The sequence below is a fragment of the Roseibium sp. genome (assembly GCF_048261595.1).
In the GTDB taxonomy this organism is placed as follows: domain Bacteria; phylum Pseudomonadota; class Alphaproteobacteria; order Rhizobiales; family Stappiaceae; genus Roseibium.
Genome location: NZ_JBLXFW010000001.1, coordinates 13,464 through 34,870 on the forward strand (window position 1 = coordinate 13,464; position 21,407 = coordinate 34,870).

The following is a 21,407-nucleotide window of genomic DNA, read 5'->3' on the forward strand; positions in this document are numbered from 1 at the left end:
GGGGCAAACGTAACTCATGAGCGTCTTTTCGGTTCGCGATGTCAGTTTCAGCTACGGCTCCAAGAAGGCGCTCGACCGGGTTTCCATAACTCTCCAGCCAGGGCGCTTCTGTGCCCTGCTGGGTCCGAACGGTGCGGGCAAGTCCACCCTGTTCAATCTGCTCACCGGTCTGTTCGTGCCCGATGAGGGGAGCATCGAAATTGCGGGGGCGGATCTCTCGCGCGCACCCCGAAAGGCGTTGGCGCGTCTCGGTGTCGTGTTCCAGCAACCAACGCTCGATCTGGATCTATCGGTGCGCTGGAACCTTTCATATTTTGCGGCGCTGCAGGGGCTGTCCGGTTCGCTTGCCAATGAGCGGATCGAACGGGCGTTGACGCGACTTTCCATGGCGGAACGGGCCGATGAAAAGGTCCGATCGCTTAATGGCGGCCACCGGAGGCGGATGGAGATCGCCAGGGCGCTGATCCATGAGCCGGATGTCTTGCTGCTCGACGAGCCGACGGTAGGGCTCGATGCTGCCAGCCGGCAGTCGATAACGGACTACGTCCACGAATTGACCGATGAAGGTCTGACGGTTTTCTGGGCGACCCATCTCGTCGACGAGATCTTGCCCGGCGACGATGTGGTGGTTCTGCATGGCGGGCGGGTTCTGGCTCATGAGCAGGCGGACAAGCTGGCGGGCGAGGGGACGCTGCTGGACGCCTTCATGAGGCTGACCGGCCTGAGTGCCGAGAGCCGCAGTCTGGAGGCGCTGACGTGAACGCCTATTTCGTTGCGCTCAAGGCCATCGTTCTTCGTGAGGCCTGGCGGTTCGTGAACCAGCGCAGCCGCTTTCTGGCATCGCTCGTGCGCCCGATGGTCTGGCTGCTCGTCTTTGCCGCGGGCTTCCGGGCCGCGCTGGGGGTGTCGATCATTCCGCCGTACCAGACCTACATCACCTACGAGGTCTATATCGTTCCGGGCCTGTGTGGCATGATCCAGTTGTTCAATGCCATGCAGTCGTCGCTGTCTCTGGTCTATGACAGGGAAATGGGATCCATGCGACTTCTGCTGACGAGCCCGCTGCCGCGTGGCTGGCTGCTCTTCTGCAAGTTGCTGGCGGGAACCGCCGTGTCGATCCTTCAGGTCTATGTGTTCCTGGCGATCGCAGCACTCTTCGGCATCAAGTTGCCTGGCTTAGGATATGTCTACCTGTTTCCGGCGCTGATCGTCAGCGGTCTGATGCTCGGCGCGCTCGGTCTTCTGATTTCCTCGACGATCCGCCAACTGGAGAATTTCGCTGGCGTGATGAACTTCGTGATCTTTCCCATGTTCTTCCTGTCGAGCGCGCTCTACCCGCTCTGGAAGATGGCGGAAAGCTCCGCACTGCTGCAGGATATCTGCGAGCTCAATCCCTTTACCTACGCCGTCGAACTGATCCGCTTTGCCCTGTACGAGCAGTTTAACGCGGTCGCCCTGCTCTGGGTGGTGGTTTCGTTTGCCGTCTTCATGACCGCGGCCCTGATCGGTTACGATCCGGCACGCGGCATGCTGCGTCGGCGCTGAAGTCTCACGGCCTCAGGGTGATCACGGCTTCAGGGACTGGGCGTCGCTGGCGGCCTTTCGCATCGCGATGGCAAACAGGGTGACGTCTATATCGGTTGCCACGAAGGTTGCGCCAAGATCGATGCAAGTCTTCTGGAACTCGCGGTTCGTGGTCAGTATGCCCGGCGCTTTGCCGGCTGCCTTGATCCGCTTCAAGGCATCGGTGACGGCCTCAACGACCTCCGGATGCATGGTCTGGCCCAGGTGTCCCATGTCGGCGGCAAGGTCGGACGGGCCGATGAAGATGCCGTCGATGCCGTCAAGCTTCAGGATATTGTCCAGGGCCGCCATCCCGGCTCGGTTCTCGATCTGCAGGAGCAGGCAAATCTGCGCGTCGGCCGTTGCAGCATAGTCGGGTATCTCGTTGAAGCGCGAGGCTCGGGCCAGGGCGGCACCAACGCCGCGATTGCCGACTGGGGGATAGCGGACGGCGCGAACGAGGCGTTTTGCATCCTCGACGCTCTCCACCATGGGGATCAGAAGGGACTGGGCACCGATATCGAGTGCCTGCTTGATCATCCAGGTCTCGCCGACAGGAAGTCGGACGACCGGATGGCTGTCGCCAAGTTCGATGGTCTTCAACTGGCCCAGGATCGATCTCAGATCGTTGGGGGCGTGCTCGCCGTCGATCAATAGCCAGTCAAATCCCGCATGGGCACAGACTTCCGAAGCATAGGGATCGGCAAGCCCGACCCAGCAACCGACTTGAGGTTCTCCGCGCTTTAGGGCGGCCTTGAAGCGGTTCAGTGGTGCGGGCATCTGGTTCGACCTAAAATTTGCAAGTAACGGAGCCGTGGGCTCCGAAATCGGCGGTTATGTCAGCTCCCGCAGGGCACTCGACGGGGCGGATGAAAGAGCCTGACAGGATGATCTGCCCCGCTTCGATCCTCTGGCCGTAGGAGGCCATTCGGCGCGCCAGCCACAGAACGCTTTCGACCGGGTCATTCAGGACACCGCCGCCGAGACCCGTTTCCTCGACCTCGCCATTTTTCGTGACGATTGCTCCGATCCAGCGCAGGTCTGTCGAGCGGGGATCGATCCTGTCCTTGCCAAGGACAAGGCCGGCGTTGGCGGCATTGTCGGCGATGGTGTCGACAATGGTTCGGGAGGTGCCGGTCTTCGGATCCTTGCGCATGATGCGCGTGTCGAGAATTTCGAGGCTCGGCACGACATAGTCGGTCGCATCGAGCACCGTTTGGCGTGTCAGTGCCTCCACCGGCAGGTCATGCCTCATCACGAAGGCGATTTCTGCCTCGATCCGAGGCTGGATAAAGCGTCCTGCCGGGATCGTTGCGCCGTTTTCGAACAGCATGTCGTCAAACAGCATGCCGCTATCCGGGATGTCGATCGAAAGCGCCTGCTGCATGGCCTTGGAGGTAAGGCCGATCTTCCAGCCGATGATCTTGCGGCCTTCCGAGATCTTGCGCTTGGTCAGTGCTTTTTGAACGGCATAGGCATCGTCCATGGTCATGTCCGGATGACGGACGGAAAGAAGGCCAATCTGGGCGCCGGCGGCTTCCGCCTGATGCAAGGCCTCCGCAGCGGCTGAAATTTCGGCTTGAGAAAGGCTCATGCTTCGTCCTCGACAGTGTTGACCAAGCGTCCGATGCCTTCGGCCTCGATCTCGATGACATCGCCGGGCTTCAGATATTTCGGCGGATCGAAACGGGCCCCGGCTCCGGTCGGCGTACCGGTCACGATGATGTCGCCTGGCACGAGCGTCGTGAAGGTGGAGATATATTCGATCTGGCGCGTGATCGGGAACAGCATCCGGCTGGTCCGATCGTCCTGCCGCAGTTCGCCGTTGACCCTGGTGGTCAGGTGAACGTCCTCCAGTTGCTCGGGCGAGGAAAACGGTACGAGCCAGGGGCCCATGGCGCCGGAGCTGTCGAAGTTCTTGCCCTGGGTCACGTTGAACTTGGCGTGCCGGACCCAGTCGCGCAGGGTGCCCTCGTTGCAAAGGGTCAGTGCCGCGATATGGCCGTATGCCTCGTCACGCGAGATATGACGGCCGCCCTTGCCGATGACGATCGCGATCTCGCCTTCGTAGTCCAGCTTGTCTGAAGCCCTGGGCCGGATAAGTGGCCGATCATGGCCGGTGAAGGAGCGGGGGAAGCGAATGAACAGGGACATGTTGGCCGGGGCATCCTGACCGTCCTTGTATTCGGCATTCCGGTCGGGGAAATTCACGCCGACGCAGATGATCTTTTCCGGCGTCTGGAGCGGGATTTCGTAGCTGAAACTGCCGTTGGGGTGAGTGACTTCACGACCCGCTGCAGCCTCAGTAAGAGACGCAAGGCCATTGGCCTCGATGACCTCTTTCAGGCTCGGCAAATGTGGAAAGTCCGGGGAGAGGGCGATCATGCCTTTGTCTGTGGCCGCGCCGTAGAACAGCTCTCCGCCAGAACGATAAGTCGCGAATTTCATGTCTGGAACTTGCCTTGTCATGTCGGAGGTCACGGGGCGACGATCGGCTGTGCCGCCAGCGTCGGCTGCCGGATTTCGGCGCCTTCGAAGGCGGAGCCTTCCTCGAACCAGCTTCTGGGGGCAGCGGCTCCCCATAGGGTCTGGCGCTGGGGATCCTTCAGATCCCACTTGATCGGCTCAAGATCCGGATCGACGGTCTGGTAGTCTGAGCAGTAGATCTCGATCCGGTGGCCATCCGGGTCGCGGATATAGAGGAAGAAGGCGTTGGAGATGCCGTGCCGTCCCGGCCCGCGCTCGATGTTGGAAACCCAGCCGGTGGTCGCCATCAGGTCGAGCAGGTCGATGATGTTGAGCGGCGTCGGCACCCAGAAGGCGGTGTGGTGCAGCCGCGGGCCCTTGCCGTTGGTGAAAGCGATGTCATGGACTCCGCCTTTCCTGTGGGTCCAGGCAGCCCAAAGGCGGCCGGTTTCCTCGTCCTCCGTGTATTCCGTCACGCGGAAACCGAGCTCATTGTAGAAGGCGACCGAGGCGTCGACATCGGGAGAGAAACAGTTGAAATGGTCGATGCGCAGCGGCTTCACACCCCGGTAGAGCGCGTACTTCTGGTGGATCGGCTCAAGGCGGTCCATACGGGCATAGAACTCGAGCGGAATGCCGAAGGGATCGCGGGTGCGGAACGTGCGCGATTGATAGGGCCGCTCCACCCACTCCACCGGCAGGTCCTTCGACTTGAAGAAATGCGCTGCCTTGTCGAGGTTCTCCTCGTCGAAGACCTTGAAGCCGAGATCACGAGCGGTCTGAGACTGGTCTCTCTTCAGGACAATGCAGTGATGGCCACGCTCTTCCATAGCTCTCAGATAGATCGTGTCGGAGGTCTCGTCGGTGACTTGCAGGCCGAGTGTGTCGACGTAGAAGGCGCGCGACTTCGACAGGTCCGATACGCCCAGTTCGACGTGGCTCAGCCGGACGATGTTGAAGGGCGGGTATAGATTGGGGGCGGGGATCGGCATTCTTGAAATTTCCTCCCATAGGACTTCCGCTACGCGTTCCGGCTCAGGCGCCCAGACGCGGGATCTGGTGCTGGCCGGTGGCGATGCCGACGTGTTTTTGTTCCATGTAGAAGTCGAACGACCAGTCACCGCCGTCGCGGCCAATGCCGCTGGCCTTCACGCCGCCGAACGGGGTCGGCAGGTGACGCACGTTTTCCGAGTTAACCCAGATCATCCCGGCCTCGAGGCCATGGGTGAAGCGCATGGCGCGGGTGATGTCATTGGTCCAGAGGTAACCCGTCAGGCCGTAGGCAGTGTCATTGGCCATGGCGAGGGCTTCCTCCTCGGTGCCGAAGCGAATGCTGGTGAGCACCGGTCCGAAGATTTCCTCCTGGGCAATGCGCATACCGTTGGTCGCGCCTGTGAAGAGCGTCGGTTCGACGAACCAGCCCTTTTCGCCGTGGCGCTTGCCGCCGGCAGCAATCATGGCGCCATCCTCCCGCGCCTTTTCAAAGTAGCTGCTGACCTTGTCGAAATGCCCCTTGCCGATCAGCGGTCCGACTTCGGTTCTTGGATCCAGCGGATGGCCGACCTTGATTGCATTGACGCGCTCGATCAGACGGCGCTCGAACTCGTCGGCGATTGTTTCCTGGACGAGGAGACGCGACGAGGAGGTGCATCGCTCGCCGTTCAGCGAGTAGATCATGAAGATGACCGCGTCGAGAGCACGTTCGAGATCTGCGTCATCGAAGACGACGACCGGGTTTTTGCCGCCGAGTTCGAAATGCACGCGCTTCAGCGTGTCTGCGCCCTGTTTCATGATCATGGAGCCGGTGCGGCTCTCTCCGACGAAGGCGATGGCCTTGATGTCGGGATGTTCGGTTAGCGCCTTTCCTGCTTCCTCGCCATAGCCATGCACCATGTTCCAGACACCGTCTGGCAAACCGGCTGCCTGTGCGATTTCACATAGAATACTGGCTGTTACAGGAGATAATTCAGCTGGTTTGTGAGCAACGGTACAGCCTGCAGCCAGAGCCGGAGCAATCTTCCAGGTGGAGAGCATGAATGGCGTGTTCCACGGCGTGATGACGCCAACAGGTCCGATGGGGACGCGTGTGGTGATGTTCATCAGGGTCGGCGACGGAAGCGCCTGACCGTCCCTCGCCGACACCGCTTTGTCGGCGAAGAACCGGAAGTTCTCGGCGCCGCGCAGAGCTGCTTTCGACATGAAACGCAGCGGTTGGCCGGTATCCCAGCATTCGCACAGGGCAATTTCGTCGGCCCGCTCTACGATCAGGTCTGCGATCCTGTGCAGGATGGCCTTGCGCTCGGTTGCGGGCATGTCCCGCCATGCGGGGAAAGCGTCTTTCGCGGCCCGGGCCGCCTGATCGATGTCGGCTTCGGACCCTCGTGCCACGTTGCAGATGAAGCTGTCGTCGACCGGCGAGCGCGTCTCGAAGGTCGCGCCGCTGACCGCCGGCGAGTCCTTGCCCGCAATGTGATTGAGAATGCCGCGGCTCCGGAGCCGGTCCAGGTGGGAGCCCAGCGATTTCAGGTTTTCGGACAGATCCGCCATGATGCGCCTTTGTCAGTTGGTCTTGGAGACAAGGTGATTGCGGATGGAGCCGCATTTCGGCGAGAGCTCCGGGTCGATGTCTCTCATTTCCAGGGATAGCGCCACCGGCCGGCGGGCCATGACAGCTTCGAGAAACGTCTGTGCAGCCTCGAAAAGTCGCTGCGTTGCATCCTTGCGGACATCGATCGGGCGTCCACCGCGAAGCCGCACGGATATGTCGACAAATCCGTGATCCGGATTGCCGTCTGCTATTGCATAGTGGTCGACCCGAATGGCACGGACACGGATGCCGGCAAGCGGAAACTCTTCGATCTGAGACGCGCTTTGGCGTAGCGCTTCGCAAAAGGCGGACATGTCCACGTCCGGTTCGAGATTGGCCGAGTATTCGATCTGCAGATGCGGCAACGCACTTGTCCCTCTCTAATTATTTATCATGTTAAATAACATTCTGGACATGTGTCAAACCCTTTGTGGTAAGCAGCATCAGTCTAGGGAGGAAATATGGACCGGTCCAACGACAACCAATCCCGTTCCGTGGGCGCCTCGGACGCGCAAATGTCTCACGAGTTTCCGCCGACGGAACGGTCATTGCCAATTGCTCTGATCCGAGCTCGAGAGAAAGTCATGGGACCGATCCGGGAGATGCTGGCTGAGTCCGGGGTGACCGAACAGCAGTGGCGTGTGCTTCGGGTGCTGCATGAGGCCGGGAAACTCGATGCGAGCACACTTGCCGAGCGTGCCGCCCTGCATTTGCCTAGCCAGACACGAATTGTGCAAACGTTGTCGCAGAAGGGTTATGTCGAGCGCGGGGCCGACCCGGACGACCGCCGACGCCTCGTCGTCGAAATAACCGACGAGGGCAGGGCGCTTCTTGCCGGCAATCGTGAAGCATCCCTGCGACTTGCCAGTGATCTGGAGCAAAGGTTCGGAGCCGAAGACATGGCGCTTCTTCTCGACCTTCTTGAGAAGCTCGACAGAGTCTAGCCGTGAGGCAGCCTCACTTCGGATCCTTGTCGGAAGTTACCGTCTAAAAAGAAAAGGCCGGTGCCTTTTAAGGTTCACCGGCCATACCAGTTTGGTGGGCTTGGGGACTTTCCTCTCACGTTCAGGATGGGGCCACGTGTGAAAGGAGAGCCCGCTTCGGAGTTTTTGTTCTGCCATTGCCGGAACCGCGATCGGACATTCTGGGGGGGTAGGTGCTGAAGCGAATATCCGTTCGCCATGTTTGGGCTTAACAACAAGGGTTTTGGCAGCAATCTCCTTTTTAATTCGGGACTTTGGATAGGCCGAGCCATTAAGCTAATACGAACTCGACCTGACTTTGGTTCACCTGGTTGCAGGATTTTTGCAAATCGCGCGAACTTCGGTTGCCTTTTCGCGAGCGTCGAAAATCGCGAATTTCTCCCTCTTCCGTTGGGCAGTGATCACATATCAAGTGGCGTGCCAAGCTGAGTGGAGGAAATTTATCTATATATTTCAAGGTGTTGAATTTATTTCGTAGAAATCTGGCATGGCCATTTTTTTGAAAATGCAAAGTTTGCTTTGCAAATTCGCAAATTGCTTATTTCGTTTTGGGAAAATCGGTCTCAAGAAGAATGCGATAATTGCCGTCGATCGCAGTGCTGTAGGCGAGCAGACGTGATGCTCTCATGCGGTGAGACAGGGGCTTGGAGGCCCTTGGGGATTGCGGCCAGTTACAGTCAACGCGGGCGGTTTACATTTGTGCGCCCGTATCGCCGCCTACGCCTGCGTCTGGCGCTGCATTCTGCTTCGGCTCATCGCTGCCATTCAGCGTCGGAGACGCGTCTTGTGCTGCCCAAATTTCCTTTTTGCGATAGAGGGTCGACGGGCTGATCCCGAGTGACCTGGCCGTCTTCGGCAGGCTTCCGCCACAGGCCTCGATGGTCGCCTCGAGGATCTGGCGTTCTAGAACCTCGAACGGTTGCCCGAGTGTCAGTGTCAACTGCGGCCAAGCGTTCCGAATAGCCTCACTAGGTGCACCGCGCAGTTCTGGGCGAGCGGAGACACTGTTCGGCGCCGTCGACACAGGATTGCTTCGATTGCCATGTAACCCTTCGAGCATTTCGAGTTCGATCAGCGGGCCGTCATTGAGAACCACGATATTGCGAATGGTGTTCTGCATTTCCCGGACGTTGCCGGGCCAGGTATGCGCCAGCAACGCTTCTTCTGCCTCGATCGAAAAGCCGTCGAAGTGCTTGCTTTCCTCCCGGCTGAATCGTTTCACGAAGTCGCGTGCCAGTTCCAGGATGTCCGTTCCACGTTGTCGAAGCGGAGGCAGTCCGATCGGCAGGACATGCAAACGATAGTACAGGTCCTCGCGAAAGCGTCCGGCTTCGACCTCTGCCAATGGGTCGCGGTTCGTCGCGCAGACGATGCGGACGTCCACACGGGTCTCTGTATCACTGCCGACTTTTTGAACTGTGCTGGACTGGAGAAAACGCAAAAGCTTCGCCTGCAAGCCGAGTTCCAGTTCGCAGATTTCATCGAGGAACAGGGTGCCGCCGTCCGCCCGGGTGGCCGCCCCGTCGCGATCGGAGGTGGCGCCAGTGAATGCGCCTTTCACATGACCGAAGAGTTCGCTCTCGATCAGGTCCTTTGGAATGGCTGCGCAATTGATTGCAACGAAGGGGTTCTTGGCGCGCGCGCTTGAGGCGTGAATGGCTTCGGCGCAGATCTCCTTGCCGGTGCCGCTTTCGCCGGTAATGAAGACGGGTGCGTTCGACCGGGCGACACTTTCGATCATTCGGTAGACTGCATTCATCGGCAAGGAGGAGCCGATGAAACCGTGCTGCATCACTACGCCCCCGGATGTTTTCCGGATCTCCTCGACCGCCTCGGTCAGTCTCTCGCGCTCGTGGGCGTTGCGGACCGTGGTGATGAGCCTTTCGGCAGCAACGGGCTTTACCAGGAAATCGTAGGCGCCGGCCTGCATTGCATCTACAGCGGTCTTGATCGAACCCGAGCTGGTGACGACAACGACGGTGACCGGAAGCTGTTCTTCATGGATGTAGCCCAGCACATCGAGGCCGTTCATGTCCGGCAGCTGGAGGTCCAGAAGCACGACGCTGATCCCGCCGGCTGAAAGCCGCTTGATTGCGTCGGCGCCGGTGTCAACGTGTTCCGTTTCCATGCCGGCCTTGTGCAGGTGGTGCGCATAGACAATAGCGAGCGACAAGGCATCTTCAACGATCAGGATGTTCAACGGCCGGTCCTCCGGATGCCCGTGATCAGGTTGCAATTCGAGCTTCGTCCTGAAGTCTAGAAGCCAATTGCGAAGCAAGTGTTAGCGCGCACTCTGCCGTTTCGATGAGTTGAGGTACAAAAGACATTGCCTCCTCATGTCTTTCTTCACGTACCAAGCTGTTGATCAGGTCGGCCTTTTCGGCGAGGTCTTCTGCACCGAAGGTCCCTGCGATGCTCTTCATGGCATGTGTCGCCCGTTCGAGCGCCTGCATGTCCGCGCTCTCGTGGGCGCTGCGCACGGCATCGGCGCGCTGACTTATGTCGATTGCGAACTGTGCAATCAGCTTGTCTCTTATCTCCACCGGCATGGATGCCATGATTTTCTCAGCCGCCGATGGTCCTTCGACCGGTGAAGTGCTGGTGTCTTGCGCGGAATGGCCGTCAGGCGCGGAAAGCGAGGTCGATCGCATGATCGCAAATATCAGCTCGCTCTGCTCGAATGGTTTCGGCAGCACCTCGTCCATTCCCGAAGACAGAAACCTCTCGCGGTCGCCTTTCAGGGCATAAGCGGTGAGGGCGATGATCGGCGTTGCCTGGTTTAGGCTGTCGCGGCGGATGTGCTCCGTCGCTTCAATGCCATCCATGTGCGGCATCGAGACGTCCATCAGGATACAATCGTAGACGGTTGTCCGGGCGGCTATGACAGCTTCCTCGCCGTTGCTGACAAGATCGGCGTTGCACCCTGCGTTTTCCAGGAGATGACCGACGACGATCTGGTTGGTCGGATTATCTTCCGCAAGTAGAATTCTTATGTTCTCGGGCAAACGATCAGGCGCGTTTCGAGGCGAGGTCGGAGTAGCCACATGTGCAGTGTCTGCGAGTTGAAGCGAGAGTTTGACCCAGAAACAACTGCCAATACCCGGCTTGCTGTCGAAGCCGATCGTACCACCCATCAATTGGACGAGTTGATCGCATATCGCGAGGCCAAGGCCGCTGCCGCCGAATTTTCGGGAATAGCTTGTGTCTACGGTGACGAAGTTTCCGAAGAGGGCTTCGTGTTTGTCCTCGGGAATGCCGATTCCCGTATCGCGGATCATGATCTTGAAGTCGGCGGTCTTCCCCGATGATTTCTCGCCGGACACGGAGAGCGTGACCCCGCCGAACTCGGTGAACTTTACGGCGTTAGAGACGAGGTTGAGAATGATCTGACGTAACCGGCCAGGGTCGCCGATGACCTGGTGTGGTGTCGCTGGAGGGTATTCAAGATTGAGAGTTATGCCCTTGTCCCGCGCGGCTGGGACGAAAAGATTTACGACCCCGTCGGCAACAGCCCGAAGGTCGAAGGCACTGGCATCCAGTTCCATTCGCCCGGCCTCAAGCTTCGTAAAGTCGAGGATATCGTTGATGAGGCTGAGTAGGGCCTTGCCGGATTCCCGCGCCGTCTGAACATAGTCCAGCTGTTTCTTGTCGAGGCTAGTCGAACGAAGCAGGCTCAGGATGCCGAGAACACCGTTCAGTGGCGTCCGGATTTCGTGGCTCATCATCGCAAGGAATTTTGCCTTGGCCTCATTGGCGATTTCCGCTCTTTCCTTGGCCTCGCGCAGTGCGGCCTCCGCCGCGCGCTGCTCGGTGATATCGCGGATGTACCCGACAAACAGCGGACCGTCCTCGGTTACGGTGTTGCGGATGGCGAGTTCCACGAAGATCTCGTTGCCATTCTTGTGCAGAGCCTCAACCTCGATCCTCTGGCCAATTACCGGACCGATACCTGTCTGAAGGAACTTCTGCAGACCGTTGTAATGTCCGCTCCTGTGGCGCTCTGGAATTATGTAGGTGGACATGGGGCGGCCGATGATTTCCTCGTGGCTCCACCCGAAGATTTCCTCCGCCGCCGGGTTGTAGTCGATCACCACGCCTTCCGCATCCATGACAATCACGCCATCGAAGGATGCTGCCACCACGTTTCTGAGGAGATCGCCGCTTCGTTTGATTTCCTGCTCACGCCGCTTCAGTTCCGTGATGTCGACCCGGAAGCCGACCAGACCGCCCTCCGACGTTCGGCGTTCTATGACGCGGATCCAGCGCCCGTCATCGAGTTGCTGTTCCAACGCGTCGCCGGGTTCTTGATGCTGCTTGAGTCGCTCTTCTATCCAGCTTTCTATCGTTTCCGGTTCGCAGGAATACTGGCCTGCTTCCGCTCCCTTGCGAATGATGTCCTCGAAGCGGGCGCCTTCCTTGATGAACTCGGCACTCGTGGAATAGAAATCGCGGTACTTGCTGTTGCATATGACCAGGCGGTCGTCGGCGTCATAGAGAACGAATGCATCGGGCAGCGATTCAATTGCATCGACAAGACGGGTTTCCGCCTGCTTTACCTTTGCCGCCGCGATCTTCTGCGCGCTCAGATCACGAAACACGACGGTAAAGGCGTGCGTTCCTCGTACATTGATATCGGTGACTGTCACTTCGATCGGGAAGATGCTGCCGTCGCATCTCAGTCCCTGTCGCTCAACCCGGTCCCGAACACGGACACATTGCCCTTCCTGGGCGATCGCTATTCCGCCAAAGTCGCTACCAAAGGCAGCGGCTTCGGGCACGAACTCGGCGACGCTCCGACCGAGAAGTTCCTGCTCACTCCCGGCGCGCAACATCTGCACCGCGGCAGCGTTCGCCATTTCTATGCTGCCATTCAGCGCGAAGCGAATAAGTCCGCTGTCCATCGTTTCGATGATTGCGGTGCTGCGCGCTTCCATGAGCTCGGCATGGGCAATTGCCTCGCTAAGTTTTCTGTTCTTGGCTTTCTCCCGCATTGCCAGGCGGGTGGAGCGTGATACGGCCTTCTGCGTCTGCTTGATCAGCACGTAGGTAAGGATAATGGCCGTCACCAGTCCGATTGCGGCGAGGGCTATGACTTCCAGCAGGATAATGGATTGTCCGACCTCGCCGGGCAGGTGCTCTGCCATGGCTGTGCCGCCGTCCATGGTGCCGGAGTTCGCCGGACCTTCTGTGCCGTTGCTGGGGTCTCTGGCATGAAGGTGCAATCCGTCGGACCATTCGGCCAAGTGGAGTTGATGGCGCAACTCCGCTGCGATGAAATAAACGGCGCTGGCCGATACGGTCAGAAAGACAAGGAGCAACCAGAACATCGGTGTCGTTGCAATGGTCCTGAGCCAATGTTGCGGCGGCATCAGTTCCTCCCATTTCGTGACGAAGGTTGTCGTACAAGCGCGCCTTCGGCTCAGGATATCCTTCCTTGGAAATGCTGCATTGAATTTCTTAACAAAGGCGATTGAGGCCGTTGCCCCGGTGCGGTCAGGGCGCAGGCTCAGATCTCCAAGAGGAAGACGGACTGTTTGCGTCTGTCACTGAAGCCCGCTCTTCAAGGCACGGGTCGGCCCATGTTTACAGAATGCTATGTGGTGCGAATTCCTGCCTGGATCGGCATAAAAAATATAAATATCAATATTTTGGCGCTATATTTTGAGAAAGTGATTCAAAAATTTACACCGTTCGACCGGGTAGATCATTCACATCTACCAGCAGGTAGATTGCCGTTTCAGGCGCTGCTGCTTCACCCGCGGATTGCTTGACTATCTGTGAAACAGGTATCCGGATCCAAGGCGGCCAAATCGCACCTGGTGGCATGAAATTGCAGCTCCGCTTGGAGCTGATGAAGCCTGTAGCGACCCAAAGCGGCAAGGTCCGTGCGGATTTTCAAATTGGCAAGGCGGAATGCCATGAGGGAGGAGACCGCGCACCATCCGGCACGCAGGTAAGGCTCGGCGGCAAACTCGGCGAGGCGAGGCGCCGATTGACGCAGATCCAGCATTTGATCCGACAGATCTGAAAACCGGGCGACGCCCGCCCTCAGGGCCGTCAGTTCCGGGTCGTCGCCGGGCCATGCGCTCATTTCGGTTTCACACATCTGGCGGAAAGCTTCCAGACCGGCGCCGTCTTCGCGCCAAAGGCGTCGCATCAGGAAGTCCTGGGCCTGCATGCCGGTCGTGCCCTCGTAGATTGAGAGCACCCTTGCGTCCCGAAGGATCTGTTCCAGTGGCCATTCGCGGGTATAGCCTGCGCCGCCAAGGACCTGGATCGCGGCGCTGGCACCGTCAAAGGCGCGCTCGGCACCGAACGTCTTGATCATCGGCAGCATCCACGCGGCGTAGTTCTTGAGCGCGGTGCGGTCCGTTCCATCATCAAGGGCGGCCAGATCCATATTGGCAGACAGGTCGAGGACGGCCATGTGCAGGACGGCGTTCCGGGACATGACATCCAGCAGCTGCCGTCTCACGTCGCCATGAGTGTTGATTGCCGGAGCCGGCTGACCGGGGTGCCCGCCCTGGCGCCGCTCGCAAGCGTAGTCGATGGCGATGGCTTCGCTCGCCAGGGCGAGACCAAGGCCCTGGGTTCCGGTCTGCAGCCGCATCAGTTCCATCATCGTGAAAAGGCAGGCAATTCCTTTTCCTTCAGGGCCGATCAGCGTTGCCTCGCAGTCTTCAAAGGAGAGAGCGCAGGTCGGCGAGCCATGCATGCCGAGCTTTTCCTCGATGCGACCTACGGTTATGCCGTTCGCGGAGCCATCGGATTTTGTACTCGCGACGAGAAACAGGCTTAGCCCACGCGTTCCCGGCTGATCGTTGGTTCGGGCGAGAAGGCAATGACCGATCCGATCGCACATGTCGTGATCCCCGAAGGAGATCCAGATCTTCTCGCCGGTCACGCGCCATCCATCGTCCGTGTGACTTGCCCAGGTGCGAATGCGTCCGACATCGGAGCCGGCATCTGGTTCGGAAATGCAGATCGTCGCGGCCCAGTCTCCCGAGCAAAGTCTCGGCACCCATTCCCTTCGGGTCGCTGTTTCTGCGTGTTCGGACAGCAGGTGAGCAGCTGCGCGGCTGGCCCCCGCCGCCATCATCAGGGAAGTGCAGCCGCGATCGAAAAGGCTTTGCGTGGCCGTGTGCAGGGTCAAGGGCAATCCCTGACCGCCAAGTTCCGGATCTGCATCCAGACCGATCCAGCCTTGCAGGGCCAGATCGCGATAGGCCTTTCGAAAGCCGCCCGGCAGGACGACATGGCCATCAGCGAGTTCTGCGCCGACCACGTCCGCAATTCCATTCAGGGGCGCCAGTTCGCCTTCGGCAAACCGGGCCGCTTCCTGCAGGATTGCGCTGACAGTTTTCGTGTCGAGATCGGGATTGAGGCGCGCCAGCTCCTGCCAGGCAGGAACTGCGCTGAGAATGTCGATGCTGGTCTGGGCCTGAGTCTGGAAACCGGTCATCTGGCGGATCTCTGAGCCTTATTTCGGGGCGAGGCGGGTGCCGCCGTCAAGGCGAATGACTTCGGCATTGAGGTACTGGTTCTCGATGCAGAAACGCACCGCATCCGCAAATTCTGCAGGCGCCCCGAGACGTGCAGGGTAGGGAATCCCGGCGGCAAGGCTGGCCTGAGCGTCTTCCGGCAATTCCGCCAGCAGCGGTGTCAGGAATATGCCGGGCGCGATGGTATTGACCCGAACGCCGAACCGGGCAAACTCGCGGGCGGCGGGCAGGGCCAAAGAGGTGATGCCTCCCTTGGATGCCGCATAGGCCGCCTGACCGATTTGACCGTCAAAGGCTGCGACGGACGCCGTGTTGACAATGACGCCACGGGCATTGTCCTCGAGGGGCTCGCTCTCTGCCATGCGGGCCGCGGCGAGACGCATGGCGTTGAAGGTGCCGACAAGGTTTACCGTGATCACTTTCTGGAAGTCTGCAAGAGCCATGGGACCGTCGCGCCCGACGATGCGCTTGGCCGTTCCAATGCCCGCACAGCTGACCAGGATGCGCAAAGGTCCAAAAGCTGCCTCGAGCCTGTCGAGTGCTGTGGTCACATCCGCTTCGCTTGTAACGTCCGCTGGAAGGGCGATGCCGTCGATTTCGCTGGCGACCCGTGTGGCTGCACCTTCGTTCAGGTCAAGAACGCCAACTTTCGCTCCGGCGGATGCAAGCATGCGCGCGGTGGCTTCACCGAGGCCTGAACCACCGCCCGTGACAAGGGCCGTTGCACCTTCGATTTGCATCAGGTCGCCTCCGCCATGCGGGCGGGGCGGATAACGTCCGCGCCGTCGCTATAAAGCCGGTCGACCAGATGGCTCCGGTGGGCGAGAACCGCCCGCTGGTTGATGGATCCCTTGTCGGTGATCTCGCCCTTGTCGAAAGAGGGCTCTGTATCGAGGAAGACAGCTCGCGTTATCCGCGTGGCCGAGCCTGTCGAATTGGCAACGTGTTTTCCGAGCAGTTCCGAAATGCGCTTGCGCACGTCCGGGTGGGTCAAGACCTCTTCGTCGCTCAACCCTTCCTCATTCCCAATGAGAGCCCTGAGGGCCGGAAACGCCGGGAGGAGCAGTGCGCCGAGCTCGACCTGGTTTTCACCGGCGATGACCACATCCCGGATTAGGCCGTTCATCTCATTGACGAGCTTGGCGCGGAGGGCGCCGACCGCCACCCAGGTTCCGGTCTGAAGCTTGAAGTTTTCCGCGATGCGACCGTCGAAGAAGAAGCCCTTGGACGGATCTCCCGCAACGGCATACCGCAGCGCGTCTCCGAGCTTGTAGAAGCCTTCTTCATCGAAGGCGTTTCGCGTCAGTTCCTCATTGCGCCAGTAGCCCGGCGTGATGTTCGGGCCCTTGAGACGGGCCTCGAGCTTGTCGCCGACGGGGACGAGCTTCAGCGTGATGCCCTGGGCCGGGATGCCCACATTGCCTGGACGTGGTTCGGTCTTGGCGAGTGCTATCGAGAATGGCCCGGTCTCGGTGGCTCCGAGACTGGTTGCAAGACGTACAGGATGTCCGAGCGTTTCCTCAGACAAGGCAATGAGATCGTCCCAGGTGTGCTGCGCCATGCCTGCGCCCGCATACATCATGAACTTGAGGTTCTTGAAGAAATTCCGGCGCAGATCCTCGTCCGTGCGCATGGCGTCGATCAGCATCTCGAAGCCGGCAGGCACGTTGAAGTACCACGACGGTGAAACCTCCTTCAGGTTCCGGATCGTCGTCGTAATCGCCTTGGGCGTCGGCTTGCCCTCGTCAATGTAATAGGTGCCACCATTGTAGAGCGCGATGTTGAAGACCTTGTTGCCCGAAGCAACGTGGTTCCAAGGAGCCCAGTCCACTAATACCGGCGGTTCGTCAGTCAGGAACGCACACCAGTCGGCTACCATGGCCTGATTGGAGCACAGCATCCGCTGGGTCTGGATCACCGCCTTGGGGGAACCGGTTGTGCCGGAAGTGAAGAGGAATTTTGCAACCGTGTCTGGTCCGACCGCGGCATTGGCGGACGCGACCTTCTCCGTGACGTTGGTCTCCGTCAAGGTTCGGAAGTCCAGATTGGTGCGGCCCTTGACCGAACCCTCAACGGCCAGCACCGGGATATCATCGCCGAAGACCGACAGGATTGCCCGCTCGAACGGTTCAACCTTGTCGGCAAACACCAGCCCGGGAGTTATCTGGGTGTTGATGTCCTTGAGCTTGCCGAAGTCCTCCGAAACCAGAGCGTAGGCGGGCGATACAGCGGCCGATGCGATGCCGACATACTGTGCCGCCATGGCGACAAGCGCGTGTTCTATGGAATTGCCTGAAAGGATCAGAACCGGGCGTTCGACGCTCAGGCCGAGATCGAGCAGAGCCTGCGCAAGCGACCGGACTTGGGCAAGGCCTTCGGAATATGTCAGCCGGCGCCATTCGCCGTTCTCGGAGCGCGCGGCGAGCCAGTCACGATCGGGAGCAACGCTCGCCCAATGATCGAGGCGGTCGGACATGCGGGTGGGGAAGCCCTGCAGCTCATCCTTTCGCCAGACATAGGTCGTTCCGTCGTCCAGCGTCTCCCAGGCAATATCCGGATTCCAGACGCGCACATCCTCTGGACCACGCTTTGCCATGCAGTTTCCTCCCGCGAAAAAGCCTCGCATGTCGAGGCATGCGATTTGGTGTCCAAATTTGTTTGCATCAAAAATGTTTCCTTGTAAACTATTTACACGGAATAAAAATTATGATCCCAAATAGGTGAACCGTGATCGGAAGATCCCGGGACGCCCAAGACAAACAGCTTAGAGGATTGCCTGGTCACATGGACAAGCCCGTCAACGAGGAACTGGTCACGTTCGAGGTGGTCGATGACATTGCCCTGGTCGGCTTGAACCGGCCGGACAAGCGCAATGCGGTCAGCGACCGGGTGATCGACGCCCTTGCCGTGTGCATTTCCCGGGCCGAGCGCGAGGCCAAGGCGGCCGTGTTGTTCGGTGAAGGCAAGCATTTCTGCGCCGGCCTTGATCTGGCCGAGCACGCCGAACGCTCCGCCATCGAGGGTGTGCGCCACTCGCGCGGATGGCACCAGGTCTTCTCTCGCATCGAGTTCGGCATGATCCCATGGATTTCGGCGCTTCATGGCGCAGTTGTCGGCGGCGGGCTGGAACTCGCAGCTTCGACCCATATCCGGGTGGCCGATAGCAGCGCCTTCATGGCGCTTCCGGAGGGGCAGCGCGGTATTTTCGTCGGCGGCGGCGGTTCGGTCCGCATTGCCCGGCTGATCGGCGTTGCGAGGATGATGGATCTCATGCTGACCGGCCGGTCGCTGAGCGCCGAGGAGGCCGAGGGCTGCAATCTGGCGCAATATGTCGTTCCGGAGGGTGCCGCCAAGGCCAAGGCCGTCGAGCTGGCAAAGGCTGCCGCCTCGAACGCTGAACTTTCCAACTATGCGATCATTCAGGCCCTGCCGCGGATCCAGGACATGGCCCGGGAAGATGGCCTGTTCGTCGAGTCCTTCGTTGCGTCGTTCACGCAGAATGGTCCTGAAGCGAAGGCCCGCCTGCAGGCCTTTCTGGACAAGCGTGCCGGCAAGGTTCGCAACCCCAACGACCTCGGACAGGATGGAGGCAGCCAATGACCGATGCAGGAGCGAGAACCAGCGGGCAGGGGCGTATCGACATGGCCGGTCTTGATTATTCACTCGGGTTGCTGCTGCGCCTGTCGCAGTTGAAGGTGTTCCAGCATTTCTTCGATGTCATGGGCCACACCGGTTTGAAGCCAGGCGAGTTCTCCGTTCTCTGGATGATCCGCAGCAATCCGGGCATTCGTCAGGGGCATCTGGCACAGACGCTTGCCATCAAGAACGCCCACATGACGAAGCTGATCCGCAGTTTCGAGGCGGACGGGCTTCTCACCCGAACCATTCCCGACGAAGACCGGCGCGCGGTCGAGCTGGCTCTCACTGATCGAGGTATCGATTTCGTCAACCGGCATGAGCCGGACTTCTATCGCCACATGGAAACCATCGATAGTCCATTGTCAGAAACCGAGACCCGCGAATTGCTCCGTCTTCTGGCGAAATTTGCAGGCGTACCGCAGGGAGAAACGGCATGAATCTCGATGAGCTGATCGCGCTCGACATCCATACCCATGCCGAGGAACCGTGCTGTGGTCACCGCGACGACGGCTACGACGAGTTCCAGGCGGGAATGGCCAAGTATTTCAAGAATCCGGCCGGGGCCAAAGGCATGTTGCCGACGGTTCGAGACACGGCGGCTTACTACCGGGAACGCAAGATCGGCTGTGTGATCTTTCCAGTCGATGCCGAACGCGAAACGGGCTTCCGGCGCTATTCAAATGAGGAAGTGGCCGAGATCGCCGGCGAAAACAGCGACATCATGATCCCGTTCGCCTCGATCGACCCGGCAAAGGGCAAGGTCGGTGCTCGCGAAGTGCGGCGGCTGGTTCGTGACTTCGGGGTTCGAGGCTTCAAGTTCCATCCGACAATGCAGGGTTTCTTTCCCAACGACCGCAGCGCCTACGTGCTCTATGAGGCGATTGCCGAGGAAGGAGCGATTTCGCTGTTCCACACCGGGCAGACCGGGGTTGGCGCCGGCATGCCCGGTGGCATGGGCATGCGCCTGAAATACTCCAACCCGATGTACCTCGATGACGTCGCGGTCGATTTTCCCGACATGCCGATCATCCTGGCTCATCCGTCGTTCCCCTGGCAGGAAGAGGCGCTGTCGGTGGCCACTCACAAACCCAATGTCTACATCGACATGTCGGGCTGGTCGCCGAAGTATTTCCCGAAGATCCTCGTTCAATACGCCAATACGATCCTGAAGAAGAAGATGCTGTTCGGCTCGGACTGGCCTGCGATCACGCCTGATCGCTGGTTGGCCGATTTCGAGAACATCGAGATCCGGGACGAGGTACGCCCGCTTATCCTGAAGGAAAATGCTCGAAGGCTTCTGAACCTCTAGGGGTTCGAAGACGGTCTGCCCGTTACAGACCGGAAGGCTCCAGGCGTCGCCTGGGGCCTTATTTGTTTTGCATTCCGGGACCTGACGCAGATCGGCAGGTTACGCAATCGCAGGTCTCGTCAGGCGTTCGCCGAGACGTTCATCGATTTCAACTCGCAGGCTGGGTTCGAGACGTCTTCCGGTGCGGGCGACTGACCGGCTTCGATCCAGCGTTTTGCCATCATGTAGTCGCGCGGTGCATTCATGGCATCGATCGCCAGTAGTTCATCACCGCGATAGTACCAGAAGGATCGCGATTTATCGTCCGTGCGACGCTCGACAACCTTGTCGTGGCCGGTGTTCAGTCCGGCAATCTGGAGCTTGACGTCATATTGATCCGACCAGAACCAAGGCTTGGGGACGTAAGGGACCCCGGAGCCATGGATCGCCGCTGCCGCAGCTTCGGCCTGGGCAATCGCGTTGCCGACGCTCTCCAGCCGTATGCGGGAGCCGCGATAGGGGAACGACGCACAGTCGCCGATGGCGTAGATGGCTGGATCGCTTGTTCGTGAGAATTGATCGACGGCGATACCATTGTCGATTTCAAGGCCGGCAGCTTCTGCAATGGTGACTTCCGGAACGACGCCGATGCCGGCGACGACAAAGTCGACGCCGAAGGTCTCGCCGCTGGCGAGCACGGCAGCCGTGACCTTGCCATTGTCGCCCATCAGGTGTTCAAGCCCGGTGTTTTCCAGGATGCGAACTCCGTTGCCCTCGTGCAGCGCGCGAAAATAGTCGGCGGTCTGTGCTGAGGCGACACGACCGAGAATACGGGGCGCGGCTTCGATGAGGGTGACGTTGAGGCCTTTCTTGGCGGCAACAGCAGCCGCTTCAAGACCGATGTAGCCACCGCCGACCACGAGGACGTTCTTGCCGCTCGATAGGTTCGCGGCAAAACGGTCTGCGTCGGCAAGAGTCCGGATTTCGATCACGCCATCCAGATTTCCACCGATGGCGTCCGGCAGCTTGCGGGGCGGTGCACCTGTGGCAATGACAAGGACGTCATAGGGGATCTTCTGGCCGTTGTCTGTCTGGACATTGCCGAGTTCTCTGTCGATGGACGTGACAGTCGTGCCTGTCTTGAGTTCGATGGCGTTGGTCTCATAGAATGCGGGCGGACGCAGATAGAGGCGTTCTTCGTCCATCTCGCCAAGGGCGTAGGCCTTTGACAGCGGAGGGCGCTGGTAGGGAGGCGCTGTTTCGCTGCCGATCAGGGTGATGGTGCCTTCATGGCCGAGGGCGCGCAGCTTTGCGCAAAGCGCAATGCCTGCCTGGCCGGCGCCGACGACGACGACACGTTGGGTCTTGGCGGTCATTTT

General features: G+C 59.7%; 18 protein-coding genes. 6 read left to right on the forward strand and 12 right to left on the reverse strand.

All coding sequences use genetic code 11. The features are described 5' to 3' along the window. The first annotated feature begins 16 nt into the window (after window positions 1-16). Entirely contained in the window at window positions 17-760 is a 744-nt protein-coding gene (locus ACN0SY_RS00085) for an ABC transporter ATP-binding protein (RefSeq protein WP_417683720.1), read from the forward strand. Beyond that, the gene (locus ACN0SY_RS00090) at window positions 757-1,545 is read left to right on the forward strand and encodes an ABC transporter permease (protein WP_417683721.1); all 789 of its coding nucleotides are present in this window, start codon (window positions 757-759) and stop codon (window positions 1,543-1,545) included. The genes ACN0SY_RS00085 and ACN0SY_RS00090 overlap by 4 nt, the downstream gene beginning before the upstream one ends. A 21-nt stretch (window positions 1,546-1,566) precedes the next feature. Here ACN0SY_RS00090 and ACN0SY_RS00095 read toward each other — a convergent pair whose 3' ends face one another. Genes ACN0SY_RS00095 through ACN0SY_RS00120 form a run of 6 tightly spaced genes read right to left on the reverse strand, consistent with a single transcriptional unit; the run spans window position 1,567 to window position 6,981 of the window. Beyond that, window positions 1,567-2,343 carry an aldolase/citrate lyase family protein gene (locus tag ACN0SY_RS00095; protein ID WP_417683722.1) on the reverse strand — a complete coding sequence of 259 codons (777 nt, stop codon included), beginning with the start codon at window positions 2,341-2,343 and terminating at the stop codon, window positions 1,567-1,569. 10 nt (window positions 2,344-2,353) lie between these two features. Continuing rightward, the gene (gene hpaH, locus ACN0SY_RS00100; protein WP_417683723.1) at window positions 2,354-3,157 is read right to left on the reverse strand and encodes a 2-oxo-hept-4-ene-1,7-dioate hydratase; all 804 of its coding nucleotides are present in this window, start codon (window positions 3,155-3,157) and stop codon (window positions 2,354-2,356) included. After that, window positions 3,154-4,011: a fumarylacetoacetate hydrolase family protein gene (locus tag ACN0SY_RS00105; RefSeq protein WP_417683724.1), complete on the reverse strand. Its 858-nt coding sequence runs from the start codon at window positions 4,009-4,011 to the stop codon at window positions 3,154-3,156. The genes hpaH and ACN0SY_RS00105 overlap by 4 nt, the downstream gene beginning before the upstream one ends. A gap of 29 nt (window positions 4,012-4,040) precedes the next feature. Next, window positions 4,041-5,021: a 3,4-dihydroxyphenylacetate 2,3-dioxygenase gene (gene hpaD / locus ACN0SY_RS00110; RefSeq protein ID WP_417683725.1), complete on the reverse strand. Its 981-nt coding sequence runs from the start codon at window positions 5,019-5,021 to the stop codon at window positions 4,041-4,043. 43 nt (window positions 5,022-5,064) lie between these two features. Continuing rightward, a complete protein-coding gene (hpaE, locus tag ACN0SY_RS00115) occupies window positions 5,065-6,576 on the reverse strand; it encodes a 5-carboxymethyl-2-hydroxymuconate semialdehyde dehydrogenase (RefSeq protein ID WP_417683726.1) in 1,512 nt (503 codons plus the stop codon). Window positions 6,577-6,588: 12 nt separating this feature from the next. After that, complete coding sequence (locus ACN0SY_RS00120; protein ID WP_417683727.1) at window positions 6,589-6,981, reverse strand: 5-carboxymethyl-2-hydroxymuconate Delta-isomerase; 393 nt, start codon at window positions 6,979-6,981, stop codon at window positions 6,589-6,591. 219 nt (window positions 6,982-7,200) lie between these two features. Between ACN0SY_RS00120 and ACN0SY_RS00125 the strand changes: the two genes are divergently transcribed. Then, on the forward strand, window positions 7,201-7,560 hold the full coding sequence (locus ACN0SY_RS00125; RefSeq protein ID WP_417683728.1) for a MarR family transcriptional regulator: 360 nt from the start codon (window positions 7,201-7,203) through the stop codon (window positions 7,558-7,560). A gap of 730 nt (window positions 7,561-8,290) precedes the next feature. Here ACN0SY_RS00125 and ACN0SY_RS00130 read toward each other — a convergent pair. The 5 genes from ACN0SY_RS00130 to ACN0SY_RS00150 form a co-directional block, all read right to left on the reverse strand. Further along, window positions 8,291-9,799 carry a sigma-54-dependent transcriptional regulator gene (locus ACN0SY_RS00130; protein WP_417683729.1) on the reverse strand — a complete coding sequence of 503 codons (1,509 nt, stop codon included), beginning with the start codon at window positions 9,797-9,799 and terminating at the stop codon, window positions 8,291-8,293. 25 nt (window positions 9,800-9,824) lie between these two features. Then, on the reverse strand, window positions 9,825-12,968 hold the full coding sequence (locus ACN0SY_RS00135) for a PAS domain S-box protein (protein ID WP_417683730.1): 3,144 nt from the start codon (window positions 12,966-12,968) through the stop codon (window positions 9,825-9,827). 383 nt (window positions 12,969-13,351) lie between these two features. Continuing rightward, window positions 13,352-15,061, reverse strand: coding sequence for an acyl-CoA dehydrogenase family protein (locus ACN0SY_RS00140; protein ID WP_417683731.1), 1,710 nt, complete (start codon window positions 15,059-15,061; stop codon window positions 13,352-13,354). A gap of 18 nt (window positions 15,062-15,079) precedes the next feature. After that, window positions 15,080-15,841: an SDR family NAD(P)-dependent oxidoreductase gene (locus ACN0SY_RS00145; RefSeq protein ID WP_417683732.1), complete on the reverse strand. Its 762-nt coding sequence runs from the start codon at window positions 15,839-15,841 to the stop codon at window positions 15,080-15,082. Continuing rightward, window positions 15,841-17,697 carry a feruloyl-CoA synthase gene (locus ACN0SY_RS00150; RefSeq protein ID WP_417683733.1) on the reverse strand — a complete coding sequence of 619 codons (1,857 nt, stop codon included), beginning with the start codon at window positions 17,695-17,697 and terminating at the stop codon, window positions 15,841-15,843. The genes ACN0SY_RS00145 and ACN0SY_RS00150 overlap by 1 nt, the downstream gene beginning before the upstream one ends. Before the next feature lie 188 nt (window positions 17,698-17,885). Here ACN0SY_RS00150 and ACN0SY_RS00155 point away from each other — a divergent pair, with 188 nt between their 5' ends. The 3 genes from ACN0SY_RS00155 to ACN0SY_RS00165 are packed head-to-tail and all read left to right on the forward strand — an operon-like array spanning window position 17,886 to window position 20,049. Further along, window positions 17,886-18,701, forward strand: a complete 816-nt coding sequence (locus ACN0SY_RS00155; RefSeq protein ID WP_417683734.1) for a crotonase/enoyl-CoA hydratase family protein — start codon at window positions 17,886-17,888, stop codon at window positions 18,699-18,701. Next, a complete protein-coding gene (locus ACN0SY_RS00160) occupies window positions 18,698-19,177 on the forward strand; it encodes a MarR family winged helix-turn-helix transcriptional regulator (protein WP_417683735.1) in 480 nt (159 codons plus the stop codon). Before ACN0SY_RS00155 ends, ACN0SY_RS00160 begins: the two co-directional genes overlap by 4 nt. Further along, window positions 19,174-20,049, forward strand: coding sequence for an amidohydrolase family protein (locus ACN0SY_RS00165; RefSeq protein WP_417683736.1), 876 nt, complete (start codon window positions 19,174-19,176; stop codon window positions 20,047-20,049). The genes ACN0SY_RS00160 and ACN0SY_RS00165 overlap by 4 nt, the downstream gene beginning before the upstream one ends. 119 nt (window positions 20,050-20,168) lie before the next feature. Here ACN0SY_RS00165 and ACN0SY_RS00170 read toward each other — a convergent pair whose 3' ends face one another. Next, window positions 20,169-21,404 (reverse strand): NAD(P)/FAD-dependent oxidoreductase, encoded by a 1,236-nt coding sequence (locus ACN0SY_RS00170; RefSeq protein WP_417683737.1) that lies wholly within the window; start codon window positions 21,402-21,404, stop codon window positions 20,169-20,171. Window positions 21,405-21,407: the final 3 nt, after the last annotated feature.